The 17835-nt window shown below is 55.2% G+C and carries 19 protein-coding genes; 15 read left to right on the forward strand and 4 right to left on the reverse strand.

The window, feature by feature from the left end:
* Positions 1-9: 9 nt before the first annotated feature.
* Positions 10-270: a hypothetical protein gene (locus NSS64_RS07525; protein WP_341139736.1), complete on the forward strand. Its 261-nt coding sequence runs from the start codon at positions 10-12 to the stop codon at positions 268-270.
* 16 nt (positions 271-286) lie between these two features.
* Positions 287-865, forward strand: coding sequence for a hypothetical protein (locus NSS64_RS07530; protein WP_341139737.1), 579 nt, complete (start codon positions 287-289; stop codon positions 863-865).
* Between the two features lie 82 nt (positions 866-947).
* On the opposite strand, the gene NSS64_RS07535 is transcribed toward NSS64_RS07530, so the two are convergent.
* The gene (locus NSS64_RS07535) at positions 948-1517 is read right to left on the reverse strand and encodes a thymidine kinase (protein ID WP_036731981.1); all 570 of its coding nucleotides are present in this window, start codon (positions 1515-1517) and stop codon (positions 948-950) included.
* A gap of 182 nt (positions 1518-1699) precedes the next feature.
* Between NSS64_RS07535 and NSS64_RS07540 the strand changes: the two genes are divergently transcribed.
* Genes NSS64_RS07540 through NSS64_RS07555 form a run of 4 tightly spaced genes read left to right on the forward strand, consistent with a single transcriptional unit; the run spans position 1700 to position 5674 of the window.
* A complete protein-coding gene (locus NSS64_RS07540) occupies positions 1700-1909 on the forward strand; it encodes a hypothetical protein (RefSeq protein ID WP_340993570.1) in 210 nt (69 codons plus the stop codon).
* Positions 1910-1927: 18 nt separating this feature from the next.
* Positions 1928-3670 (forward strand): ABC transporter ATP-binding protein, encoded by a 1743-nt coding sequence (locus NSS64_RS07545; protein WP_341139738.1) that lies wholly within the window; start codon positions 1928-1930, stop codon positions 3668-3670.
* Complete coding sequence (locus tag NSS64_RS07550) at positions 3651-5498, forward strand: ABC transporter ATP-binding protein (RefSeq protein ID WP_341139739.1); 1848 nt, start codon at positions 3651-3653, stop codon at positions 5496-5498. The genes NSS64_RS07545 and NSS64_RS07550 overlap by 20 nt, the downstream gene beginning before the upstream one ends.
* A 20-nt stretch (positions 5499-5518) precedes the next feature.
* On the forward strand, positions 5519-5674 hold the full coding sequence (locus NSS64_RS07555; protein ID WP_340993567.1) for a hypothetical protein: 156 nt from the start codon (positions 5519-5521) through the stop codon (positions 5672-5674).
* A 600-nt stretch (positions 5675-6274) separates the two neighbouring features.
* Here the strand turns inward: NSS64_RS07555 and NSS64_RS07560 are convergent.
* The gene (locus NSS64_RS07560; RefSeq protein ID WP_340993566.1) at positions 6275-6580 is read right to left on the reverse strand and encodes a DUF2627 domain-containing protein; all 306 of its coding nucleotides are present in this window, start codon (positions 6578-6580) and stop codon (positions 6275-6277) included.
* Between the two features lie 167 nt (positions 6581-6747).
* Here NSS64_RS07560 and lpdA point away from each other — a divergent pair, with 167 nt between their 5' ends.
* From lpdA to lipB, 6 genes are all read left to right on the forward strand, one after another.
* A complete protein-coding gene (gene lpdA / locus NSS64_RS07565) occupies positions 6748-8169 on the forward strand; it encodes a dihydrolipoyl dehydrogenase (RefSeq protein ID WP_341139740.1) in 1422 nt (473 codons plus the stop codon).
* 295 nt (positions 8170-8464) lie between these two features.
* Complete coding sequence (locus NSS64_RS07570) at positions 8465-9496, forward strand: thiamine pyrophosphate-dependent dehydrogenase E1 component subunit alpha (protein WP_341139741.1); 1032 nt, start codon at positions 8465-8467, stop codon at positions 9494-9496.
* Positions 9497-9499: 3 nt separating this feature from the next.
* Positions 9500-10486, forward strand: coding sequence for an alpha-ketoacid dehydrogenase subunit beta (locus NSS64_RS07575; protein WP_340993563.1), 987 nt, complete (start codon positions 9500-9502; stop codon positions 10484-10486).
* Positions 10487-10644: 158 nt separating this feature from the next.
* Positions 10645-11775 (forward strand): IS4 family transposase, encoded by a 1131-nt coding sequence (locus tag NSS64_RS07580; RefSeq protein ID WP_341139054.1) that lies wholly within the window; start codon positions 10645-10647, stop codon positions 11773-11775.
* A 321-nt stretch (positions 11776-12096) separates the two neighbouring features.
* The gene (locus NSS64_RS07585; RefSeq protein ID WP_341139742.1) at positions 12097-13494 is read left to right on the forward strand and encodes a dihydrolipoamide acetyltransferase family protein; all 1398 of its coding nucleotides are present in this window, start codon (positions 12097-12099) and stop codon (positions 13492-13494) included.
* A 60-nt stretch (positions 13495-13554) separates the two neighbouring features.
* Entirely contained in the window at positions 13555-14286 is a 732-nt protein-coding gene (gene lipB / locus NSS64_RS07590) for a lipoyl(octanoyl) transferase LipB (protein ID WP_341142784.1), read from the forward strand.
* Here lipB and prli42 read toward each other — a convergent pair.
* On the reverse strand, positions 14283-14384 hold the full coding sequence (gene prli42 / locus NSS64_RS07595) for a stressosome-associated protein Prli42 (RefSeq protein ID WP_155991680.1): 102 nt from the start codon (positions 14382-14384) through the stop codon (positions 14283-14285). The genes lipB and prli42 overlap by 4 nt on opposite strands.
* Before the next feature lie 99 nt (positions 14385-14483).
* Here prli42 and NSS64_RS07600 point away from each other — a divergent pair, with 99 nt between their 5' ends.
* Entirely contained in the window at positions 14484-15611 is a 1128-nt protein-coding gene (locus tag NSS64_RS07600) for a M20/M25/M40 family metallo-hydrolase (protein ID WP_341139743.1), read from the forward strand.
* A 171-nt stretch (positions 15612-15782) separates the two neighbouring features.
* Here the strand turns inward: NSS64_RS07600 and NSS64_RS07605 are convergent, their stop codons facing one another.
* A complete protein-coding gene (locus tag NSS64_RS07605) occupies positions 15783-15956 on the reverse strand; it encodes a hypothetical protein (RefSeq protein WP_340827352.1) in 174 nt (57 codons plus the stop codon).
* Between the two features lie 77 nt (positions 15957-16033).
* Here NSS64_RS07605 and NSS64_RS07610 point away from each other — a divergent pair, with 77 nt between their 5' ends.
* Positions 16034-16606, forward strand: coding sequence for an NUDIX hydrolase (locus tag NSS64_RS07610; protein ID WP_340939525.1), 573 nt, complete (start codon positions 16034-16036; stop codon positions 16604-16606).
* Positions 16597-17790: an endonuclease Q family protein gene (locus NSS64_RS07615; protein WP_341139744.1), complete on the forward strand. Its 1194-nt coding sequence runs from the start codon at positions 16597-16599 to the stop codon at positions 17788-17790. Before NSS64_RS07610 ends, NSS64_RS07615 begins: the two co-directional genes overlap by 10 nt.
* Positions 17791-17835 lie beyond the last annotated feature (45 nt).

Genomic DNA, 17835 nt, shown 5'->3' on the forward strand with positions numbered 1-17835 from the left:
GTGACGCATGTGGGCTTACTAAGAAGCATCTGGCATTTCTTCGTCCCGAGGGAGCGCACATTAGTGTACACTACTTTCGATCAAGGACAATATCTTCAGGTCAAAAGCCGCCTTGCAGTAGCGGGCATCCCGCACCGTTCCCGGATGAACGGCGGAATGAAGGCGACAACCCAGCGTGCTAACTTCGGCGGTAAGGTTAACGTTCAGTATGACCTGTTCGTCCGCAAGGAGGATGAGCACCGGGCGCTGGGAGCGATTCACAAGTCTTAAATAAAGGTGGGAGGAAATGTACAAGACCTGGCATAAAGGCCGCCGGAACGAAGTGAGATTGCTCTTACAATTTACGACCATCAGGTGGGAGAAGGAAGTGAGGGGCGCTCCTTTTTCAACTGCGCGCAACAATTACAGGGCTAACTTTTCTCTGCCGGATACCTTGTTCAGTTACGATTTGTCTTATGGTCTTCCCTTCCATCATTTAGTGATTGCGCAGAACAAGACAGGGTTCGAGCTTGTTCAAAACAAGAGCGTCATCCTGGATCCCGGGGCTGAGTCTTGGACTATAGGCTGTGTCAAAGTGGACAAGCTTGAACGGGAATACCTGTTTAGTTATCACTACTCCATGGCTTGCGGCAAGCCCGTACGGTATGACCAGCGGTATAATCCTTTGAGCGAGCGGGCCTTTGGACTGGGTCCCAATGAATCTGGCAGAATCTCTTATAACGGCAGACATCTCTATCAGGATACGGGAGAATGGTATTATGAGCTGAACACGCTGAATGCGCTTGTAACCGGCCATACGGAACCGGATGTATTCATAAGCACTGAACCTGTGAAGGAATATAGACAGATTGAGATTCTGTACTGATCTGAAGATAGAGGTTATGAAAAAACGCATTTCAGCCTTTCTTAGGGCCGAAATGCGTTTTGCAATTCCCAGGCTGGGTATTTTACAATGGGGGATTCTTGTGGCATTTACGGCAGACCGGATAATAGGCTTCATTGCCGCCGATCTGGATCTGTTTGCCGCTGTATACCGGCTTGCCGTTCTCGACCCGCAGCGCCATGGTGGCTTTCCGTGCGCAGAACCAGCAGATGGTCTTCATTTCTTCAATCTTGTCGGCGTAGATCAGCATGTATTTGCTGCCTTCGAACAGATTGTTCTGGAAATCATTTTTGAGGCCGAAGGCCATCACCGGAATGTCCAGCTCATCCACAATACGCACCAGCTGCAGGATGCAGTCCTTGCTCAGGAACTGGCACTCGTCGATCAGTACACAGTGCGGCTTCGGCAGACTGCTGCTGACTATGCTGTAGATATCGGTCTGTTCGTCGATCGGAATGGCCTGCTTGCGCAGTCCGATCCGGGAGGAGATATATCCCACTTCATCCCGGTTATCAATGGAAGGTGTGAAGAGAAGCACCGACTTGCCCTGCTCTTCATAATTATGTGCAACCTTGAGAATCTCAATGGATTTGCCGCTGTTCATAGCTCCATACCTGAAAAATAATTGTGCCACGTCCATCTATCCTTTCACTGTTCAGCTAATCTGCTACACGACCAAAAAATCGACCTTACTAGAGTATCATACTCGGGACCGGAGTAGCCAGTGCAAACATTGCTTCCGCCCGGGATGTGCTATAATGAACGCAATTGTGTCTTCAGCAGGGTAATATAGTGAACAGAAGGGAAGTTAGTCAGGTGACAGAGAAATTGGAGCAATATAAGGAACAGATCAATGCGCTGAAGGAGAAGGGGGAGCTCATCCCCGATACGGAGAATTTACTGGAAGACATGCTGGCCGAGCTCACCGAGCTGAACCGCAGCAACAAGGCGCTGCGCCGGGTCATTTTGAAGTCGGGGCAAGGCTCTGCCATGTCTACCCGCCTGCGGGATGCGCTCTACGAATAAGCAAATGGGGTATCTTCGATGAAGCTAATGTTGACTTTTCTTAAAAAATACCGGGTCGCCGCCATTGCCGCGCTGGTCATGATGCTGATTGAGCTGGCCGTGGAGCTGTCGCAGCCGCTGCTGATCTCCAAAATCATTGATGACGGTATCCGGCAACAGGACACGGCTGTCGTCTGGCTGTGGGGCGGGGTGCTGGTAGGGAGTGCCGCTGTGGCGTTTCTGGCGGGAATACTCAGCTCCTTTTTTGCGTCGCATGCCAGTCAGGGGTTCGCATTCGACCTGCGTGACAAGCTGTATGAAAAGGTACAGTCGTTCTCTTACGATATTTTTAGCCGCTTCCCGACCTCATCCCTGATCACCCGCCTTACCGGCGATGTATCGCAGATGCAGGATACGATCTTCATGGGACTGCGGTTCATGACCCGTATTCCGCTGGTTGTGATCGGAAGCGTGATTATGGCGCTTGTTGTACATATCAAGCTGGGGCTGCTGCTGACCGTGACGCTGCCGTTTTTGGTGATTTTCATGATCTGGCTGATGCGCAGAGCGTCCGAGCTGTTCCGCAATGTGCAGAGCCGGCTCGACGGCGTGAATGGTGTGATTCAGGAGAATTTGACCGGAATCCGGCTGATCCGTGTATTTGTGCGGATGGGCCATGAGATTGGACGGTTCGCAACCTTCAGCGGAGAGCTGATGAGATCGACTATTGCTGCGCTACGGCTTACCGAGACCTCAACCCCGTTCATTATGATCATTGTCAACGCCGGGATTCTGGCCGTGTTATGGTTTGGGCGGATAGAGATCTCTACAGGGGATGCGACGCTGGGGCAGACGGTTGCTGTCATTAACTACTCGCTGCGGACGATGGGAGCGCTGTCAGCGCTATCCTGGATTATGGTCAGCTTCTCGCGCGCACGGGCGTCTTCGGGACGGGTCACTGAAGTGATGGCGGCAAGCGATGGCCCGGGCGAGCTGGGTATGACTTCTGGAGAAGATCTTGCGTCAGCTGTTCAAGGCAAGGTTGAATTCCAGCAGGTCAGCTTCAGTTATGCCGGCAGTGACATTAAGGTGCTTGACGATATCTCCTTCACGGTGCAGCCGGGGGAACGCGTGGCGATTATGGGCGCGACCGGCTCAGGCAAATCCTCTCTGGTCACGCTGATTCCCAGGCTGTATGAATGCGGCAGCGGGAGCATCCTGGTGGACGGACAGAAGCATACGGAGATGGATATGCAGACCTTACGGGGCTCGATTGGCTATGTACCTCAGGAGGTACTGCTATTCACCGGCTCGATCCGGGAGAATATAGCCTGGGGAAATGCAGCGGCGAGTCAGGCAGAGATTGAGCAGGCAGCAGCGGCAGCGCAGATTCATGACACAGTTGCCCGGCTGCCACAGGGCTACGATACTGCCCTTGGGCAACGCGGAGTTAATCTGTCGGGCGGGCAGAAGCAGCGTCTGAGCATTGCACGGGCGCTGGTGCGCAGACCGGCGATCCTGATTCTGGATGACAGCACCAGTGCGCTTGATGCGGTGACGGAGGGGCTTTTGCTGGCGGAGTTGAAGAAGCTGTCCTGCACGACCTTCCTGATCACACAGAAAATCAGCTCCACCGCCTCGGCGGATCTGATTCTGCTGCTGGACGAAGGCCGGCTCATTGCGCAGGGTACCCATTCGGAACTAATGGATGAGTCCGCGCTGTACCGCAAAATCTATCAATCGCAGACAGGGGAGGGGCAGCATGTTCAAAGCACTCATTGAGCCGTTCCGCTATCCGAAGCTGGATGTAGGCCACGGCGAAGCCAAGGTCTTCGGGGCGATGGGCAGCCGGAAGCCGAAGGCGAAGGCCAAGAACTGGTCTGGCACATTAGGCCGCATATGGACTTATCTCGCCGAACGCCGGACAAAGCTGATCTTGGTGCTGTTCATGGTTCTACTAAGCTCAGCCTTGTCGCTCCTTGGACCCTACCTGATCAGCCGGGCAGTGGACGATTATCTGGGCGGGGAGGGCGGCAGAACGTGGGGCGTCTTCCTGCTGGTGCTGGCGCTCGTCTACCTGCTGAATTCCCTGGTCTCCTGGCTGCAAAATGTCTGGATGATCGAAGTGGCCCAGGAGACGGTCTACCGGATGCGGACGGATCTGTTCTCACACCTGCACCGCCTGCCGATCTCCTTCTTCAACCGCAGGCAGCAGGGAGAGATTATGAGCCGTCTGACCAATGATATCGAGAATATCAGCTCGACGCTGAACAGCTCGGCGATTCAGATCTTTTCCAGTATCCTGACGCTGGTGGGCACGGTTGGCGTGATGCTGTGGCTCAGCCCGCTCTTGACGCTGCTAACCTTCATTGTGGTGCCGCTGATGATGCTGGGGATGCGCTGGATTACCCGGCGGACCGGCCCGCTGTTCAAGGAGCGGCAGCGGAATATGGGTGAGCTGAACGGGTTCATCGAAGAGACCTTGTCCGGACAGCGGATTATCAAAGCCTTCTCGCAGGAGGAGCGGGTGATTAGCGGCTTCAGAGAGCGCAATACACGGATTATGCTGTCGGGGTATTGGGCGCAAGCGATTTCAGGCTTCATTCCCAAGCTGATGAATGGTTTGAACAATCTGAGCTTTGCCATCGTGGCCGGAGTCGGGGGGCTGCTTGCGATCCGCGGGCTGGTGACGGTGGGGATTATTATCGCTTTTGCCGAATATGCCCGCCAGTTCACCCGGCCGCTGAATGATCTGGCGAACCAGTGGAACACCCTGCTGTCGGCGATCGCCGGTGCGGAGCGCGTCTTCGAGGTGCTGGATGAAGAGACGGAAGCCCGGGATGAGGGCGCGGCGGTGAAGCTTGCGCGTGTTGAGGGCGCTGTGAAGTTCTCGGAGGTCTCCTTCTCCTATGATGGGGGGGCGGATACGCTGCAGGATATTTCATTTGAAGCGAAGCCCGGTGAGATGATTGCGCTGGTCGGACCTACCGGTGCGGGCAAAACGACGCTAATCGGCCTGCTGTCCCGCTTCTACGATCCGAGCCGGGGCAGCATTACACTTGACGGGCGGGAGCTGTCAACGGTCACCCGTGAGAGTCTGCGCAGCCATATGGCCTTCGTCCTGCAGGACTCCTTCCTGTTCAAAGGTACGATCCGCGATAATATCCGCTACGGCCGGCTGGATGCAACCGATGAAGAGGTGGAGGAGGCTGCGAAGCTGGCCAATGCCCATGCCTTCATCATGAGACTCCAGGACGGCTACGACCGGATGCTGTCTGTGGACGGCAGCGGCATCAGCCAGGGACAGAAGCAGCTCTTGGCTATTGCCCGGGCAATTCTGGCGAATCCGTCCATGCTGGTGCTGGATGAAGCGACGAGCAGCATCGATACGGTCACCGAGATCAAGATTCAGGAGGGGCTCCAGGCACTGATGCGCGGCCGGACCAGCTTCGTGATCGCCCACCGGCTGGGCACGATCCGCGCAGCCGACCGCATTCTGGTGCTTGAGGGCGGACGCCTGCTTCAGCAGGGCTCGCATGAGGAGCTGCTCCGGCAGGGCGGCCTCTACAGTGAGCTGGTGCGGGGAAGTAAGGAAGCGGCCGGGGAGTAAGGGTGAGGGATGGTTGAGGCATGGTGAGGGTGAGGCAAGGAAGTGTGACGCTGGCGCTGATGCTGGCGCAGACGCAGGAGCTCACACTAATGCTCACCCTTGCGTTGAAGGCTGTACGTAGGGGCTACGGCGGTGGAATTGGTAAGGTAACTGTATATTGTGCAATAGAAATCTGATTTTTGAGTGGGAAATGGTATTCTACTGTATTTGGTACATTAGATTTTGCTGATTTGAGCAGAAAAGTGGGGTTTGTTCGAATTCTATTGTACGAAGTGCAATAGCTATTGAATTCTGCTGGAGATTACCCATTTCTGTTGTACATTGTGCAATTGCGCTGTTGGTAAGCTCTAATATCGTACCACATACTGTGAACCGTATCTCTTATCTCGCGGATAGTTGTATTTCGTGCAGCTATAATGCTGCGGATTAACGAATAAGCTGGCATAGATGTATTCCGTACAACTAAGATCAGGCACATTAGTCTTTAAACGCAATGTAGAGATTTATAAGTGTACGAAGTGCAGCTAAACCTCACAATGGGCCTGATCCGAGCATTTTAGTTGTACAAACTGCACTTAGCACTTGAGTGACAGGCACGTAGTGGTTGTAGCGATAGACTCTTAGCGCACTCTCACAGAGTACAGCGTGCGGTTCACGCGGCGTCTGGTGTGAATCGGGAGTCCTCCAGTTAAAAGTTCGATAGCTAACAACAAGGGGATGCCTCAGCAGCCGGTTCGTTCATGGCTTGAGGCATCCCCTGTTTCAATGGAATATAATTAGGAGCGGGCTTCGGAGGACGGGGGCTGCTGCGTTTGCTGCTTCTCCCGGAAGCGGGGGCCGACGTAGTTCTTTTTGCGGTCACGGGCCAGAATCCAGCCGCCGAGGAAGGTCATTCCGGCCAGGAATAAGAGCAGACCGCCGCCGAAATGCAGCCAGGCGAACTCCGGCACAGCAGTATCGTCTCCATGCATCGCGAAATAGTTGAACAGATCATCTTTCATCATCAGGAAGCCCGTCATCGCCAGGAGGCCGGGGATCACCAGAATAAGGATGGCAATGAAGCGTGAAATCAGCAGTTTCATCACAGTCGCTCCTCTTCGCAGCTCTTTGAATTCACCCATATGATAACGCTTTAACCTGCAAAAGTCCATGAATACATGACGTTTGTAAGTTTTGTATTACTCCCGAAAGAGAGTACAATATAATAGATTGAACTGAATTCAAGAGGAATGACTGGAGGATACATATCATGACAATGACCTGTGATGTGGCGATACTTGGGGGAGGCACCGGCGGTTATGTGGCAGCGATCCGCGCTGCGCAGCTGGGCAAATCCGTTGTCGTTATTGAAATGGACAAGCTGGGCGGAACCTGCCTGCACCGCGGCTGTATTCCCAGCAAATCACTGCTGCGCAGTGCAGAGGTATTGGCTGAAATCAACGAGAGCGAAAGCTACGGTATAGAGACTACGGGCACCAAGCTGGTGTTCCCCAAAGTGCAGCAACGCAAGGAAGCGGTAGTGGAGCAGCTTCATCAGGGGGTGCAGTATCTGATGCGCAAGCACAAGATTCAGGTGCTGAAGGGCAAAGGCCGGATCATCGGGCCTTCGATCTTCTCCCCGCGAAGCGGCGCAGTGGCTGTAGAACTGGAGAATGGAGAGATGGAGACTGTGGTCTCTACGAATCTCATCATTGCTACCGGCTCGCGTCCGCGTGTTCTTCCGGGCCTGGTGCCCGACGGCAAGGTAATTCTGAGCAGTGAGGAAGCGTTGACGCTTGAGGAGCTGCCGGCCTCGATTATTATTGTGGGCGGCGGGGTAATCGGAGTGGAGTGGGCATCCATGCTGGCTGATTTCGGAGTGCAGGTGACGGTCGTCGAGGCAGCCGGGCAGCTGTTGCCGCAGGAGGATGAAGAAGTGGCCCGCGAGCTGCTGCGTCTGCTGAAGAAACGCGGAGTCCGGGTGCTCACCGGAACAACGGTGGATGCAGAGACCTGTACAGTGTCGGAGACAGGGATTACGATTGAAGCCCGCAAGGGGGAGCAGAGCCAGAGTCTATCGGCGGATAAGCTGCTCGTATCCGTGGGACGCGTGGCGAACATCGAGAATCTCGGACTGGAAAATACAGACATCCGCTTCGATACAGGTGTCATTGCGGTGAATACCAATATGCAGACAGGTGAACCGCATATCTATGCGATTGGCGATTGTATCGGCGGTCTGCAGCTGGCTCATGCCGCCAGCCATGAGGGCATCCGTGCCGTTAACCATCTGGCGGGTGAAGCGCTCCATCCGTATGAAGCGCATCTGGTTCCCCGCTGTGTCTATACACGGCCGGAAGTGGCAAGTGTCGGTTACACAGAGAAGGAAGCGAAGGAGCTCGGCCGTGAGACGGTGACCGGCAAATTCCCGTTCTCCGCCATCGGCAAAGCCATTGTCTACGGCATGAAGGACGGCTTCGTGAAGGTGGTGGCTGACGCGAAGAACGGGGATATCCTCGGCGTGCAGATGATCGGCCCGCATGTGACCGATCTGATCGGCGAAGCGGCGCTGGCCCAGATCCTGGATGCTACGCCTTGGGAGGTCGGGGAGGCTGTACATGCTCATCCGACACTGTCGGAGGTGCTGGGCGAGGCGATGCTGGCGGTGGATGGAAGAGCAATCGGATTCTAGCGTGCGATAGAGAGCTTAACAAGAAGGCCGGAGGGAGCGGAAGGCGCGTAATGCGCCGATATCGCTCCATACCGGCTATATTTGTTCGGTTCCAGAGCCTTGCCTTGGCGGAGGGATTTTGGCTTTTCTTTTTGCCGCGAAAAAGATTATAATGGATTTAGTACCTGGTGATAGGATCAGGGCATATATATTTAGTATTAGGGTCAACCCGCCTGGCGGATGCATCCTGAACCTGTTAGAGATAGCGGGGCTGGAAGCTGAGCGCCGGCAATACTTTTTAGGAGGTACCTCTTATATGGAATCCCAAGGTACTGTAGACACCGTTAACAGACATAAGCAGCTTGGACTCACAGACGGCCAGGTTATCGATATGTACAGATTCATGCAGCTCGGACGGAAATATGATGAGCGCAGTCTGCTGTTGCAGCGTGCGGGCAAGATCAATTTCCATGTATCCGGCATCGGGCAGGAGGCGGCACAGGTCGCGGCGGCATTTGCACTGGACCGGGAGAATGACTATTTCCTGCCCTATTACCGGGACTATGCGTTTGTCCTCTCTGTCGGAATGACCACACGCGAGCTGATGCTCTCCGTCTTCGCCAAGGCGGAAGATCCCAACAGCGGCGGCCGGCAAATGCCGGGTCACTTCGGCAGCAAGCGCCTGCGGATTGTAACGGGCTCAAGCCCGGTCACGACCCAGGTACCACATGCGGCAGGCTTCGCGCTGGCGGCGAAGATGCAGAAGAAGAAGTTCGTCTCCTTCGTTACCTTCGGGGAAGGCTCCAGCAACCAGGGGGATTTCCATGAAGCGTGTAACTTTGCCGGTGTGAATAAGCTGCCTATGATTATTTTTTGCCAGAACAATCAGTATGCCATCTCGATTCCGGCCCACAAGCAGCTTGGCGGCAAGGTCAGCGACCGGGCGCTGGGCTACGGCTTCCCGGGTGTCCGGGTGGACGGCAATGATCCGTTGGAGGTCTACCGTGTGGTGAAGGAAGCCCGTGAACGCGCGCTTGCCGGTGAAGGCCCGACCTTGATTGAAGCGATGATGTACCGCTTGTCGCCGCACTCCACTTCGGATAATGATCTGGCTTACCGGACCCAGGAGGAAGTCGATGAGAACTGGGCAAAAGACGGCATCGCCGCATTCCGCACCTATCTGACCGGACTCGGTCTGTGGAGTGATGAGCAGGAGCGTGATCTGGCTGCCGAATATAATCTTGAACTGAAAGAGGCTATAACCTACGCGGAGAATGCGCCGTTCCCGAAACCGGAAGATACGCTGCTGCATGTCTACGATGAAACCGGCCTGAAGGGAGGCGCTTAAGCCATGGCGATGATGGAATATATCGATGCAATCCGGCTGGCAATGAAGGAAGAGATGGAACGTGACGAGTCGGTGTTCGTACTGGGTGAGGATGTCGGCGTGAAGGGCGGCGTCTTCACAACAACCAAAGGCTTGCAGGAGCAGTTCGGCGCAGAACGGGTGCTGGACACACCGCTTGCGGAATCTGCTATTGCAGGGGTGGCTATCGGTGCTGCAATGTACGGTATGAAGCCGATTGCTGAGATGCAGTACTCGGATTTCATGCTGCCCGCAACGAACCAGATTATAAGTGAAGCCGCCAAAATCCGCTACCGTTCCAATAATGACTGGAACTGTCCGGTCGTCATCCGTGCGCCGATCGGCGGCGGCATCTTCGGCGGGCTGTACCACTCGCAGTGTCCGGAATCGATCTTCTTCGGCACGCCGGGACTTAAGATTGTGGCTCCTTATTCGGCTGCAGATGCCAAGGGCCTGCTCAAGGCCGCTGTCCGCGATCCTGATCCGGTGCTGTTCTTCGAGAACAAGAAGTGCTACAAGCTGATCAAGGGCGATGTGCCGGAAGGCGACTACACGGTGCCGATTGGTGAAGCGAATCTGCTGCGTGAAGGCAGCGATATTACGGTGATCGGGTATAGCCTGCCGCTGCATTTTGCGATGCAGGCTGCGGAGGAGCTGGAGAAGGAGCATGGCCTCACCGCGCATATCCTGGATCTGCGCACCCTCCAGCCGCTGGACCGTGAGGCGATTATTGCCGCTGTCCGGCAGACCGGCAAGGTGCTGATTGTCCATGAGGACAACAAGACCGGAGGCATCGGCGCTGAAGTGGCGGCGATCATCGCCGAGCATTGTCTGTTCGACCTCGATGCGCCAATCTTCCGCCTGTGCGGACCCGATGTCCCGGCGATGCCGATCTCACCGCCGATGGAGAAATTCTTCCTGCTCAGCAAGGACAAGGTCAAGGCTGAGATGCTGCGTCTGGCGCAGTACTAAGTTCAATAATTCATCCTGCCTGGACACCGCGACCCGGACCCGGGCAAGAATGTTGCAGAAAGTGTAAGCGTGTTGATTTCCCAAAAAAAGGGACAAAAAAGGCCGCCATTTCGGGTAATGGTAAGTACGACCAAACCAAACCGAAATGAGGCGACCTCATGAATAATAATACCCCATTCTTGGCCGTGTTCAAACAAGTATTAACTTCAGAAGAAGTCCAAAGGGTGACCGGGCAAACCAAGGACTACGAGGATACCGGAACCAAAATGACCGTGGGTGTGTTGTTCGATTACTTTATCCAAGCCTGCTACCACCAATGGGATGGCTTTCGTCAAAGTGCTCGGGTGGGCTCGAACTACGATTTGCCCAAGGTTCATTACTCCACCCTTTCGGGCAAAGCCGGTGAAGTGCCTTACGATATCTTCAAGCGTTTGTTTCAACTGCTCGTCCAGAAATGTAATCGGCAAACCCGTCGGCACCTAAATCTGCCTAAAGATCTTCTACTGATTGACTCTACGACGGTTACGGCGGCAAACTCCCGCATGTCTTGGGCTCCGTATAAAAAATTCAGAGGAGGCATCAAGCTGCATGTCGCTCTTTCACATGGACAGCATTCACCCGTGAATGTGGTCGAATCGATTGCCAGGCGCAATGACGCTCCATTTGGAGAAGTTTTGGCCGATAAGGACTACCTTTTAGTTCAGGATCGGGCGTATGGAAAAATCGGTCGATTGGATCAATATGTGCAGCAAGGTCAGTCCTTTGTGATTCGTCTGAAAGACAATCTCCATTTGGTGATGCCGCGAAAGCTTCAGCGACCGGCGGAGGGAGACACCAAAATTGTACGCGATATCACCTGTTATATTGGTCAAGGCAAACACCAATCCGCCCAGCGCCACCGCGTCGTTGAATTTGAAAATGACCGGGGTGAAGTGGTACGAATTGTGACCGATTTGAGAAAAGAGTCCGCTCATGTGATTGCTGAAATGTACAAAGCACGCTGGGAAATTGAAGTCTTTTTCCGCTGGGTGAAACAGCATTTGAATGTCCCTTGTCTATTTGGAACCACCGAAAATGCAGTATATAGCCAATTGTTTGTAGCCCTTGCCACGTATGTGCTTTTGAAATACATTTTTGATGAAATTCACCCGAAGGTACCGGTCTTTGCTGAGCTGACTCTTTGGGAATTTATGCAGCACTGGCGTATATTTAATCTTCCGCTGGAGTGGCAGGTTCAGTTTAATCTGCTCAGGCGTAAAGAACATTTAGGTGTTTTTGTCATCCCATAATATGGGTAATCAACACGCCTGCAGAAAGTGCAGCTTTAGATACGAAATAAATAGTGGATTAGGCAGAATGCTGCAGGAAATACAACAAAATATCCGCTTTGCCGCCTGTATGAACAGGAATGCTGCATTTCATGCAACATTTTTAATTTTGGGCAGATTTTTATGAGCGAATGTTGCATTTAGTGCAGGATTTCATGGCTGACTATCCGTTCGGGAGCCAGGAAGCTAATGCTTACCAAACTAAGCGTATGCTTCCGAAGCCAGTTCTGTACGAAGTAAATTCAAGAAGTCCACGCTTACAAACCATTAAGGAGTGACATTATGTCTGACAATACAACGCTGACGGATGTAATTATGCCGCAGCTGGCTGAATCGCTGGTCTCGGCGACCATCGGGAAATGGCTGAAGCAGCCGGGCGATCCGATAGAGCAATATGAGCCGATCTGCGAGCTGATCACGGATAAGGTGAACGCGGAGCTGCCTGCAACGGTAGATGGCACCATGGCCGAGCTGCTGGCCGAAGAGGGCCAGACGGTCAGTGTCGGCGAGATCATTGCCCGCATCGCAGTGGCTGGCTCCGCTGCGCCAGCCGCGGCGGCCCCGTCACCGGCAGCTTCCGGTGACGCCCCGCAGGCGGCCCACGCCGCCGCACGGCCGCCCGTGCCCGCAGCGGCTTATGACGCCGCAGCTCCAATGCGGGCCCGTTACTCTCCGGCTGTGCAGACGCTGGCCGCCGAGCACGGCATCAACCTGGCGGCCGTGCCGGGCACCGGCCTGGGCGGACGTATCACACGCAAGGATGTGCTCACGTTCCTGGAGAACGGCGCCTCCGTGCAGCCGCCGGCACCCGCAGCAGCCCCTGCTGCTGCGCCTGTACCTGACGCCGTCCCTGCACCCGCTGCACAGCAGCCTGTGTTCCAGCCGGTGCAGGATGAATTTCAGCCGGTGCGCAATTCCGGCCTGCACCTCAGCGAATCGCCGAAGATTCCGACGATTGAGATCGAAGGCGGACGGGGCAGCAGCTCGGAATATCTGATCGACGTTACGCCGATCCGTAATACGATTGCTACCAGAATGCGCCAGAGCGTCTCGGAGATCCCGCATGCCTGGACGATGATCGAGGTCGATGTGACCAATCTGGTGGTGCTGCGCAACAAGCTGAAGGATGAGTTCAAGCGCAAAGAGGGCATTAACCTGACCTATCTCGCTTTTCTGATGAAGGCTGTGGTCAGTGCAATTAAGGATTACCCGATCATGAACTCGGTCTGGGCCGTTGACAAAATCATCGTCAAACGCGACATCAACATCTCGCTGGCCGTAGGCACAGAGGATTCGGTCATGACGCCGGTCATCAAAAAAGCCGATCAGAAGAATGTCGCCGGGCTGGCCCGCGAGATCGACGAACTGGCACTCAAGACACGGGAGGGCAAGCTGCGCCTGGACGATATGCAGGGCGGTACGTTCACGGTGAACAACACCGGCTCGTTCGGCTCGATTCTGTCTTACCCGATTATCAACTATCCGCAGGCGGCAATTCTGACTTTTGAATCCATTGTCAAAAAGCCTGTCGTCATCAATGATATGATTGCCGTACGTTCGATGGCGAATATCTGTCTGTCGCTGGATCACCGGATTCTGGACGGAGTCATCAGCGGACGGTTCCTGCAGCGCGTGAAGGATAATGTGGAAGGCTACACCCCGGAGACGAAGCTCTACTAAGTAAGGCGGCTGCGGACTCCTGGGACAGGGAGAATGAGAAGCAAAGGGGAACTTACGATGATGGAGAACCTGAACCTAAGCAAACTTACAGTTACCATTCTTCCGGTGATGGAGTACGGGGCGGCCTGGGAGCTGCAAAAGGAAGCGGTGCATGCGATTGACGCGGGCACTGCTTCCGAGCAGCTGATTCTTTTGCAGCATCCGCCCACATACACCATCGGTTCACAGAATCATCCGGAGCATCTGCTCCTCAGCGGGGAACAGCTCAGGCAGCAGGGCATTGCGCTGTTTGAGATTGACCGCGGGGGAGATATTACATATCACGGGCCCGGCCAGCTGGTCGGGTACCCGCTTTTGAAGCTGGGCGAGCACGGCAAGGTTGATCTGCACGGCTATCTGCGCAAGCTGGAGTCGGTGATTATTGCGTATCTGGAGGCCTATGGCATTGCGGGAACCCGCAAGCAGGGGTATACCGGGGTGTGGGTCGGTGATGAGAAAATCTGTGCCATCGGCGTAAAGTTCAACAAGTGTAAATTCCGCCGTGGGTTTGTCACCAGTCATGGCTTTGCCTTCAACGTATCGGCCGGGATCGGGCAAAGCGGCTTCACAGGCATTATCCCTTGCGGGATTGCGGAATACGGAGTGACCTCGCTTGAGGAATGTACAGGGCGCGCTTTTGACATCGGGACGGTCGCTGAAGAGCTGGTGCCTTATTTCCTGGAGCAGTTTCCGTATAGCCAAACAGCGCCCGGGGAACCCGGACGCTGTTACTTAAGCGCTAAGCGTGATTAACCGGCCATAAACGGTTCGATGACGAACAGCACCGTAGAGGCGATCATAGCGAACAGCATGATGTAGATGATAATGCGGAACCATTTTTGTCGTTGCATGAGTGACTCCTTTGAGATTAGTTTAAGTTATGAGCATAAGCCCACAATTGAACGCAGTACAACCATTGTAACGTATCTGAGAAAGAGAGGGAAGTCCATATGATATCAGAAGACCGATTGATCCATGAGTTCATGGAGCTTGTCCAGATTGACAGTGAGACCCGGAATGAACGGCAGATTGCCGATGTGCTCAAGGAGAAGTTCAGCAGCCTGGGGCTGACTGCGGTGGAGGACGATTCGCAGGAGAGAACGGGGCACGGAGCCGGCAACCTGTTCGTGACCTGGCCTGCGGACAGCGGAGTGAGCGCGCCGAAGCTGCTGTTCACGTGCCATATGGATACCGTGGTACCCGGCCAGAAGATCAAGCCTGCCCTGGGGGAAGACGGCTGGATTCGAAGTGATGGCAGCACCATTCTTGGAGCGGATGACAAAGCGGGACTGGCTGCCCTGTTCGAAGCGATCCGGGTCATTCAGGAGCAGAAGCTGCCGCACGGCCAGATTCAGTTCGTCATTACGGCAGGCGAAGAGTCGGGGCTGATGGGCGCACGCGCCATGGACCCGGCGCATCTGGATGCAGATATGGGCTTCGCGCTGGATTCCAACGGAGAAGTGGGAGCCATCGCGATTGCAGCACCGGCACAGGCGAAGGTAACGATGCAGATCTTCGGCAAATCCGCCCATGCAGGCGTGAACCCGGAGGATGGTATCAGCGCCATTCAGGTAGCGAGCAAAGCGATCTCGGCTATGAAGCTTGGACGGATCGACAACGAGACGACAGCGAATATCGGCAAGTTCGCCGGCGGCGGACCGACGAATGTGGTCTGCGATCATGTGCAGCTGGATGCGGAGGCCCGCAGTATTGTGCAGGAGAAGGTAGAGAAGCAGATTGCCTCTATGCGTGAGGCGCTGGAGACTACCGCACGCGACCACGGTGCGCAGAGTGAATTCCGCAGCGAGATGATCTATCCGGCGTTCAGCTTTAATGGGAATGATCCGGTTGTTCAATTGGCTGACCGGGCGATCACTTCGCTGGGTCTGACGACCCGGCTGTTCGCTTCCGGCGGCGGCAGTGATGCCAATGTGTTCAACGGGCTGAACGTTCCGGTTGTGAATCTGGCGGTTGGCTACGAGGATATCCACACCACGAAGGAGCGGATCAAGGCCGCAGACATCGTCAAGGTGGCCAGCCTGGTTGTAGCCATTGTGGCCGAGAGCCAGAAGGGTTGAGCCGATCAAGACACTGTGCAGCAGGGACCCGTTCATGCCAAGGATAGTACCAAGGCGGTCTGCTGCCGCATAACAAATAATAAACAGGAGCTGCTTCCGGGATGATCCGGGAGACAGCTCCTTCTTATACTCTGGAATATTATAGACGCTGACCGGAAGAACGAAGCGGCATTATCCAGCCTTGGAAGCTTTGATCCGCGAATCTGCCTGGAGCAGCAGGATGTAAGAGAGGGGCATATCGCGCCCGTATTGCTTCATCCACCCGGCCATTACGGCCATAATCTGTTCCGGTTTACCTACCATTGTAACTGCGGATGAGCTTGCTTGGACAAGGATGTTATTCATGCCTGCATTCCTTCTTTCTTCTTAAGTTTGCTATAATACACCCTATGCATAACGATGCCAAAGGAGACCACAAATCTATGAAAAAAGATGAAATCAACCGCAACCCCGCATTGGATGAAGAAACATTGTCAACGAAGCCGATTTTTGCAGGCCACATTATTTCGCTTCAGGTGGATATTGTGAGACTGCCAGACGGCAACACTGCAACCCGTGAGGTCGTGAAGCACCCTGGAGCTGTAGCTGTGCTGGCTTTGAATCAAGGTAAAATGCTGGTCGTGGAGCAGTACCGTCAGCCGATGCACCGTACCGAGGTGGAGATTCCGGCAGGGAAGCTGGACCCGGGTGAAGATCCGCTGGCGGCTGCGGGCCGTGAGCTTCAGGAGGAGACCGGATTTCATAGCGGGGGGCTGAAGCTGCTGAAGTCGTTCTACACCTCTCCCGGCTTCGCCGACGAGATCATTCACCTCTATGTGACCGAGGATGCCCAGCCGGGCGAGATGGCGCTGGATGAGGATGAGTTCCTGGAGGTCTCCGAGCTGACGCTGGAGGAAGCCTACCAGTACATTGCGGACGGACGTATTGCCGATGCGAAAACGATGATGGCGGTCTATGCCTGGCATCTCTACACGCTGACAGGCCAATGGCACTAGCGGCGGAGCTCAGCAGCATCTACTGCGATCTGCATGTGCATATCGGACGGACCTCGGAGGGCCAGGCGGTCAAAATCAGCGGCAGCCGTGATCTGACCTTCGCCGGAATTGCCCGGGAAGCGGCGGAGCGCAAGGGGATCGGCCTGATCGGCATCATCGACAGCCACTCACCGGGCGTGCTGCGTGATATTCATACCGCGCTGGATTCCGGTGAAATGACGATAGCCTCAGGCGGCGGAATTGCGTACCGGGGGACAACGATCCTGCTGGGAACCGAGATTGAGATCCGTGAGCCCGGGCGGCGGGAGTGCCATGTTTTGGCCTTCATGCCGGACCTCGGGACAATGGAGGATTTCAGCACCTGGATGAGCGCCCATATGCGTAATGTGAATCTCAGCTCCCAGCGCCTGTACGCCCCTTCCAGGGTGCTGCAGGACGAGATTACCGGGCGGGGCGGGCTGCTGATTCCGGCCCATATTTTCACGCCTCACAAGGGACTCTATGGATGTGCGGCCGAGCGGATGGCTGAGTTATTCGATCTGGACCGCATCGCGGCGGTGGAGCTTGGCCTCAGTGCGGATTCAGAGATGGCAGGGTATATCTCGGAGCTTGACCGTTACAGCTTCCTGACCAATTCCGATGCCCATTCCCTCGGCAAAATCGGCCGCGAGTACAATGTCATCGAGATGCGGGAGCCCTCCTTCGAGGAGCTGAAGCTGGCGCTCCAGCGCTCGGCAGGACGCAGGGTCAGCGCCAATTTCGGGCTGAATCCCCGGCTGGGCAAATATCACCGGACCTACTGCGGCGGCTGCGGCAGCATCATCGATGAAGCCTACAGCACCTCGGAGCGCTGCCCGTATTGCGGCAGTCCGAAGCTGGTCCAGGGTGTGCTGGACCGCATCCTGCACATTGCCGACCGTCCGCTGCCGCAGGTTCCGGAATATCGGCCGCCTTACCATTACCAGGTGCCGCTGGAGTTCATTCCCGGCCTCGGCAAGCGTAAGCTGAACCTGCTGCTGGAGGCTTTTGGCACAGAGATGAACATTCTGCACCGGGCTGGAGAAGCTGAGCTTGCCGCTGTAGCGGGGGCAGAGCTGGCCGGGCTGATCGTGCTGGCCCGCAGCGGGCAGCTCGTCCTCTCCTCGGGAGGCGGAGGCACCTACGGCAAGGTGCTCAAGAGCTAAGGACAAGTCATAGATCAGGACATTCCCTCATATGGTGTAACATGT

The sequence above is a fragment of the Paenibacillus sp. FSL H8-0122 genome (assembly GCF_038005345.1).
Classification (GTDB): Bacteria; Bacillota; Bacilli; order Paenibacillales; family Paenibacillaceae; genus Paenibacillus_AQ.

What these genes read in the sequence shown, in the direction of transcription:
- NSS64_RS07530 (WP_341139737.1), top strand. Translation starts at nt 287, where the DNA reads ATGTACAAGACCTGGCATAAAGGCCGCCGGAACGAAGTGAGATTGCTC.
- NSS64_RS07545 (WP_341139738.1), top strand. Translation starts at nt 1,928, where the DNA reads ATGAAGCTAATGTTGACTTTTCTTAAAAAATACCGGGTCGCCGCCATT.
- NSS64_RS07550 (WP_341139739.1), top strand. Translation starts at nt 3,651, where the DNA reads ATGTTCAAAGCACTCATTGAGCCGTTCCGCTATCCGAAGCTGGATGTA.
- NSS64_RS07555 (WP_340993567.1), top strand. Translation starts at nt 5,519, where the DNA reads ATGGTGAGGGTGAGGCAAGGAAGTGTGACGCTGGCGCTGATGCTGGCG.
- NSS64_RS07560 (WP_340993566.1), bottom strand. Translation starts at nt 6,580, where the DNA reads ATGAAACTGCTGATTTCACGCTTCATTGCCATCCTTATTCTGGTGATC.
- lpdA (WP_341139740.1), top strand. Translation starts at nt 6,748, where the DNA reads ATGACAATGACCTGTGATGTGGCGATACTTGGGGGAGGCACCGGCGGT.
- NSS64_RS07570 (WP_341139741.1), top strand. Translation starts at nt 8,465, where the DNA reads ATGGAATCCCAAGGTACTGTAGACACCGTTAACAGACATAAGCAGCTT.
- NSS64_RS07575 (WP_340993563.1), top strand. Translation starts at nt 9,500, where the DNA reads ATGGCGATGATGGAATATATCGATGCAATCCGGCTGGCAATGAAGGAA.
- NSS64_RS07580 (WP_341139054.1), top strand. Translation starts at nt 10,645, where the DNA reads ATGAATAATAATACCCCATTCTTGGCCGTGTTCAAACAAGTATTAACT.
- NSS64_RS07585 (WP_341139742.1), top strand. Translation starts at nt 12,097, where the DNA reads ATGTCTGACAATACAACGCTGACGGATGTAATTATGCCGCAGCTGGCT.
- lipB (WP_341142784.1), top strand. Translation starts at nt 13,555, where the DNA reads ATGGAGAACCTGAACCTAAGCAAACTTACAGTTACCATTCTTCCGGTG.
- prli42 (WP_155991680.1), bottom strand. Translation starts at nt 14,384, where the DNA reads ATGCAACGACAAAAATGGTTCCGCATTATCATCTACATCATGCTGTTC.
- NSS64_RS07600 (WP_341139743.1), top strand. Translation starts at nt 14,484, where the DNA reads ATGATATCAGAAGACCGATTGATCCATGAGTTCATGGAGCTTGTCCAG.
- NSS64_RS07605 (WP_340827352.1), bottom strand. Translation starts at nt 15,956, where the DNA reads ATGAATAACATCCTTGTCCAAGCAAGCTCATCCGCAGTTACAATGGTA.
- NSS64_RS07610 (WP_340939525.1), top strand. Translation starts at nt 16,034, where the DNA reads ATGAAAAAAGATGAAATCAACCGCAACCCCGCATTGGATGAAGAAACA.
- NSS64_RS07615 (WP_341139744.1), top strand. Translation starts at nt 16,597, where the DNA reads ATGGCACTAGCGGCGGAGCTCAGCAGCATCTACTGCGATCTGCATGTG.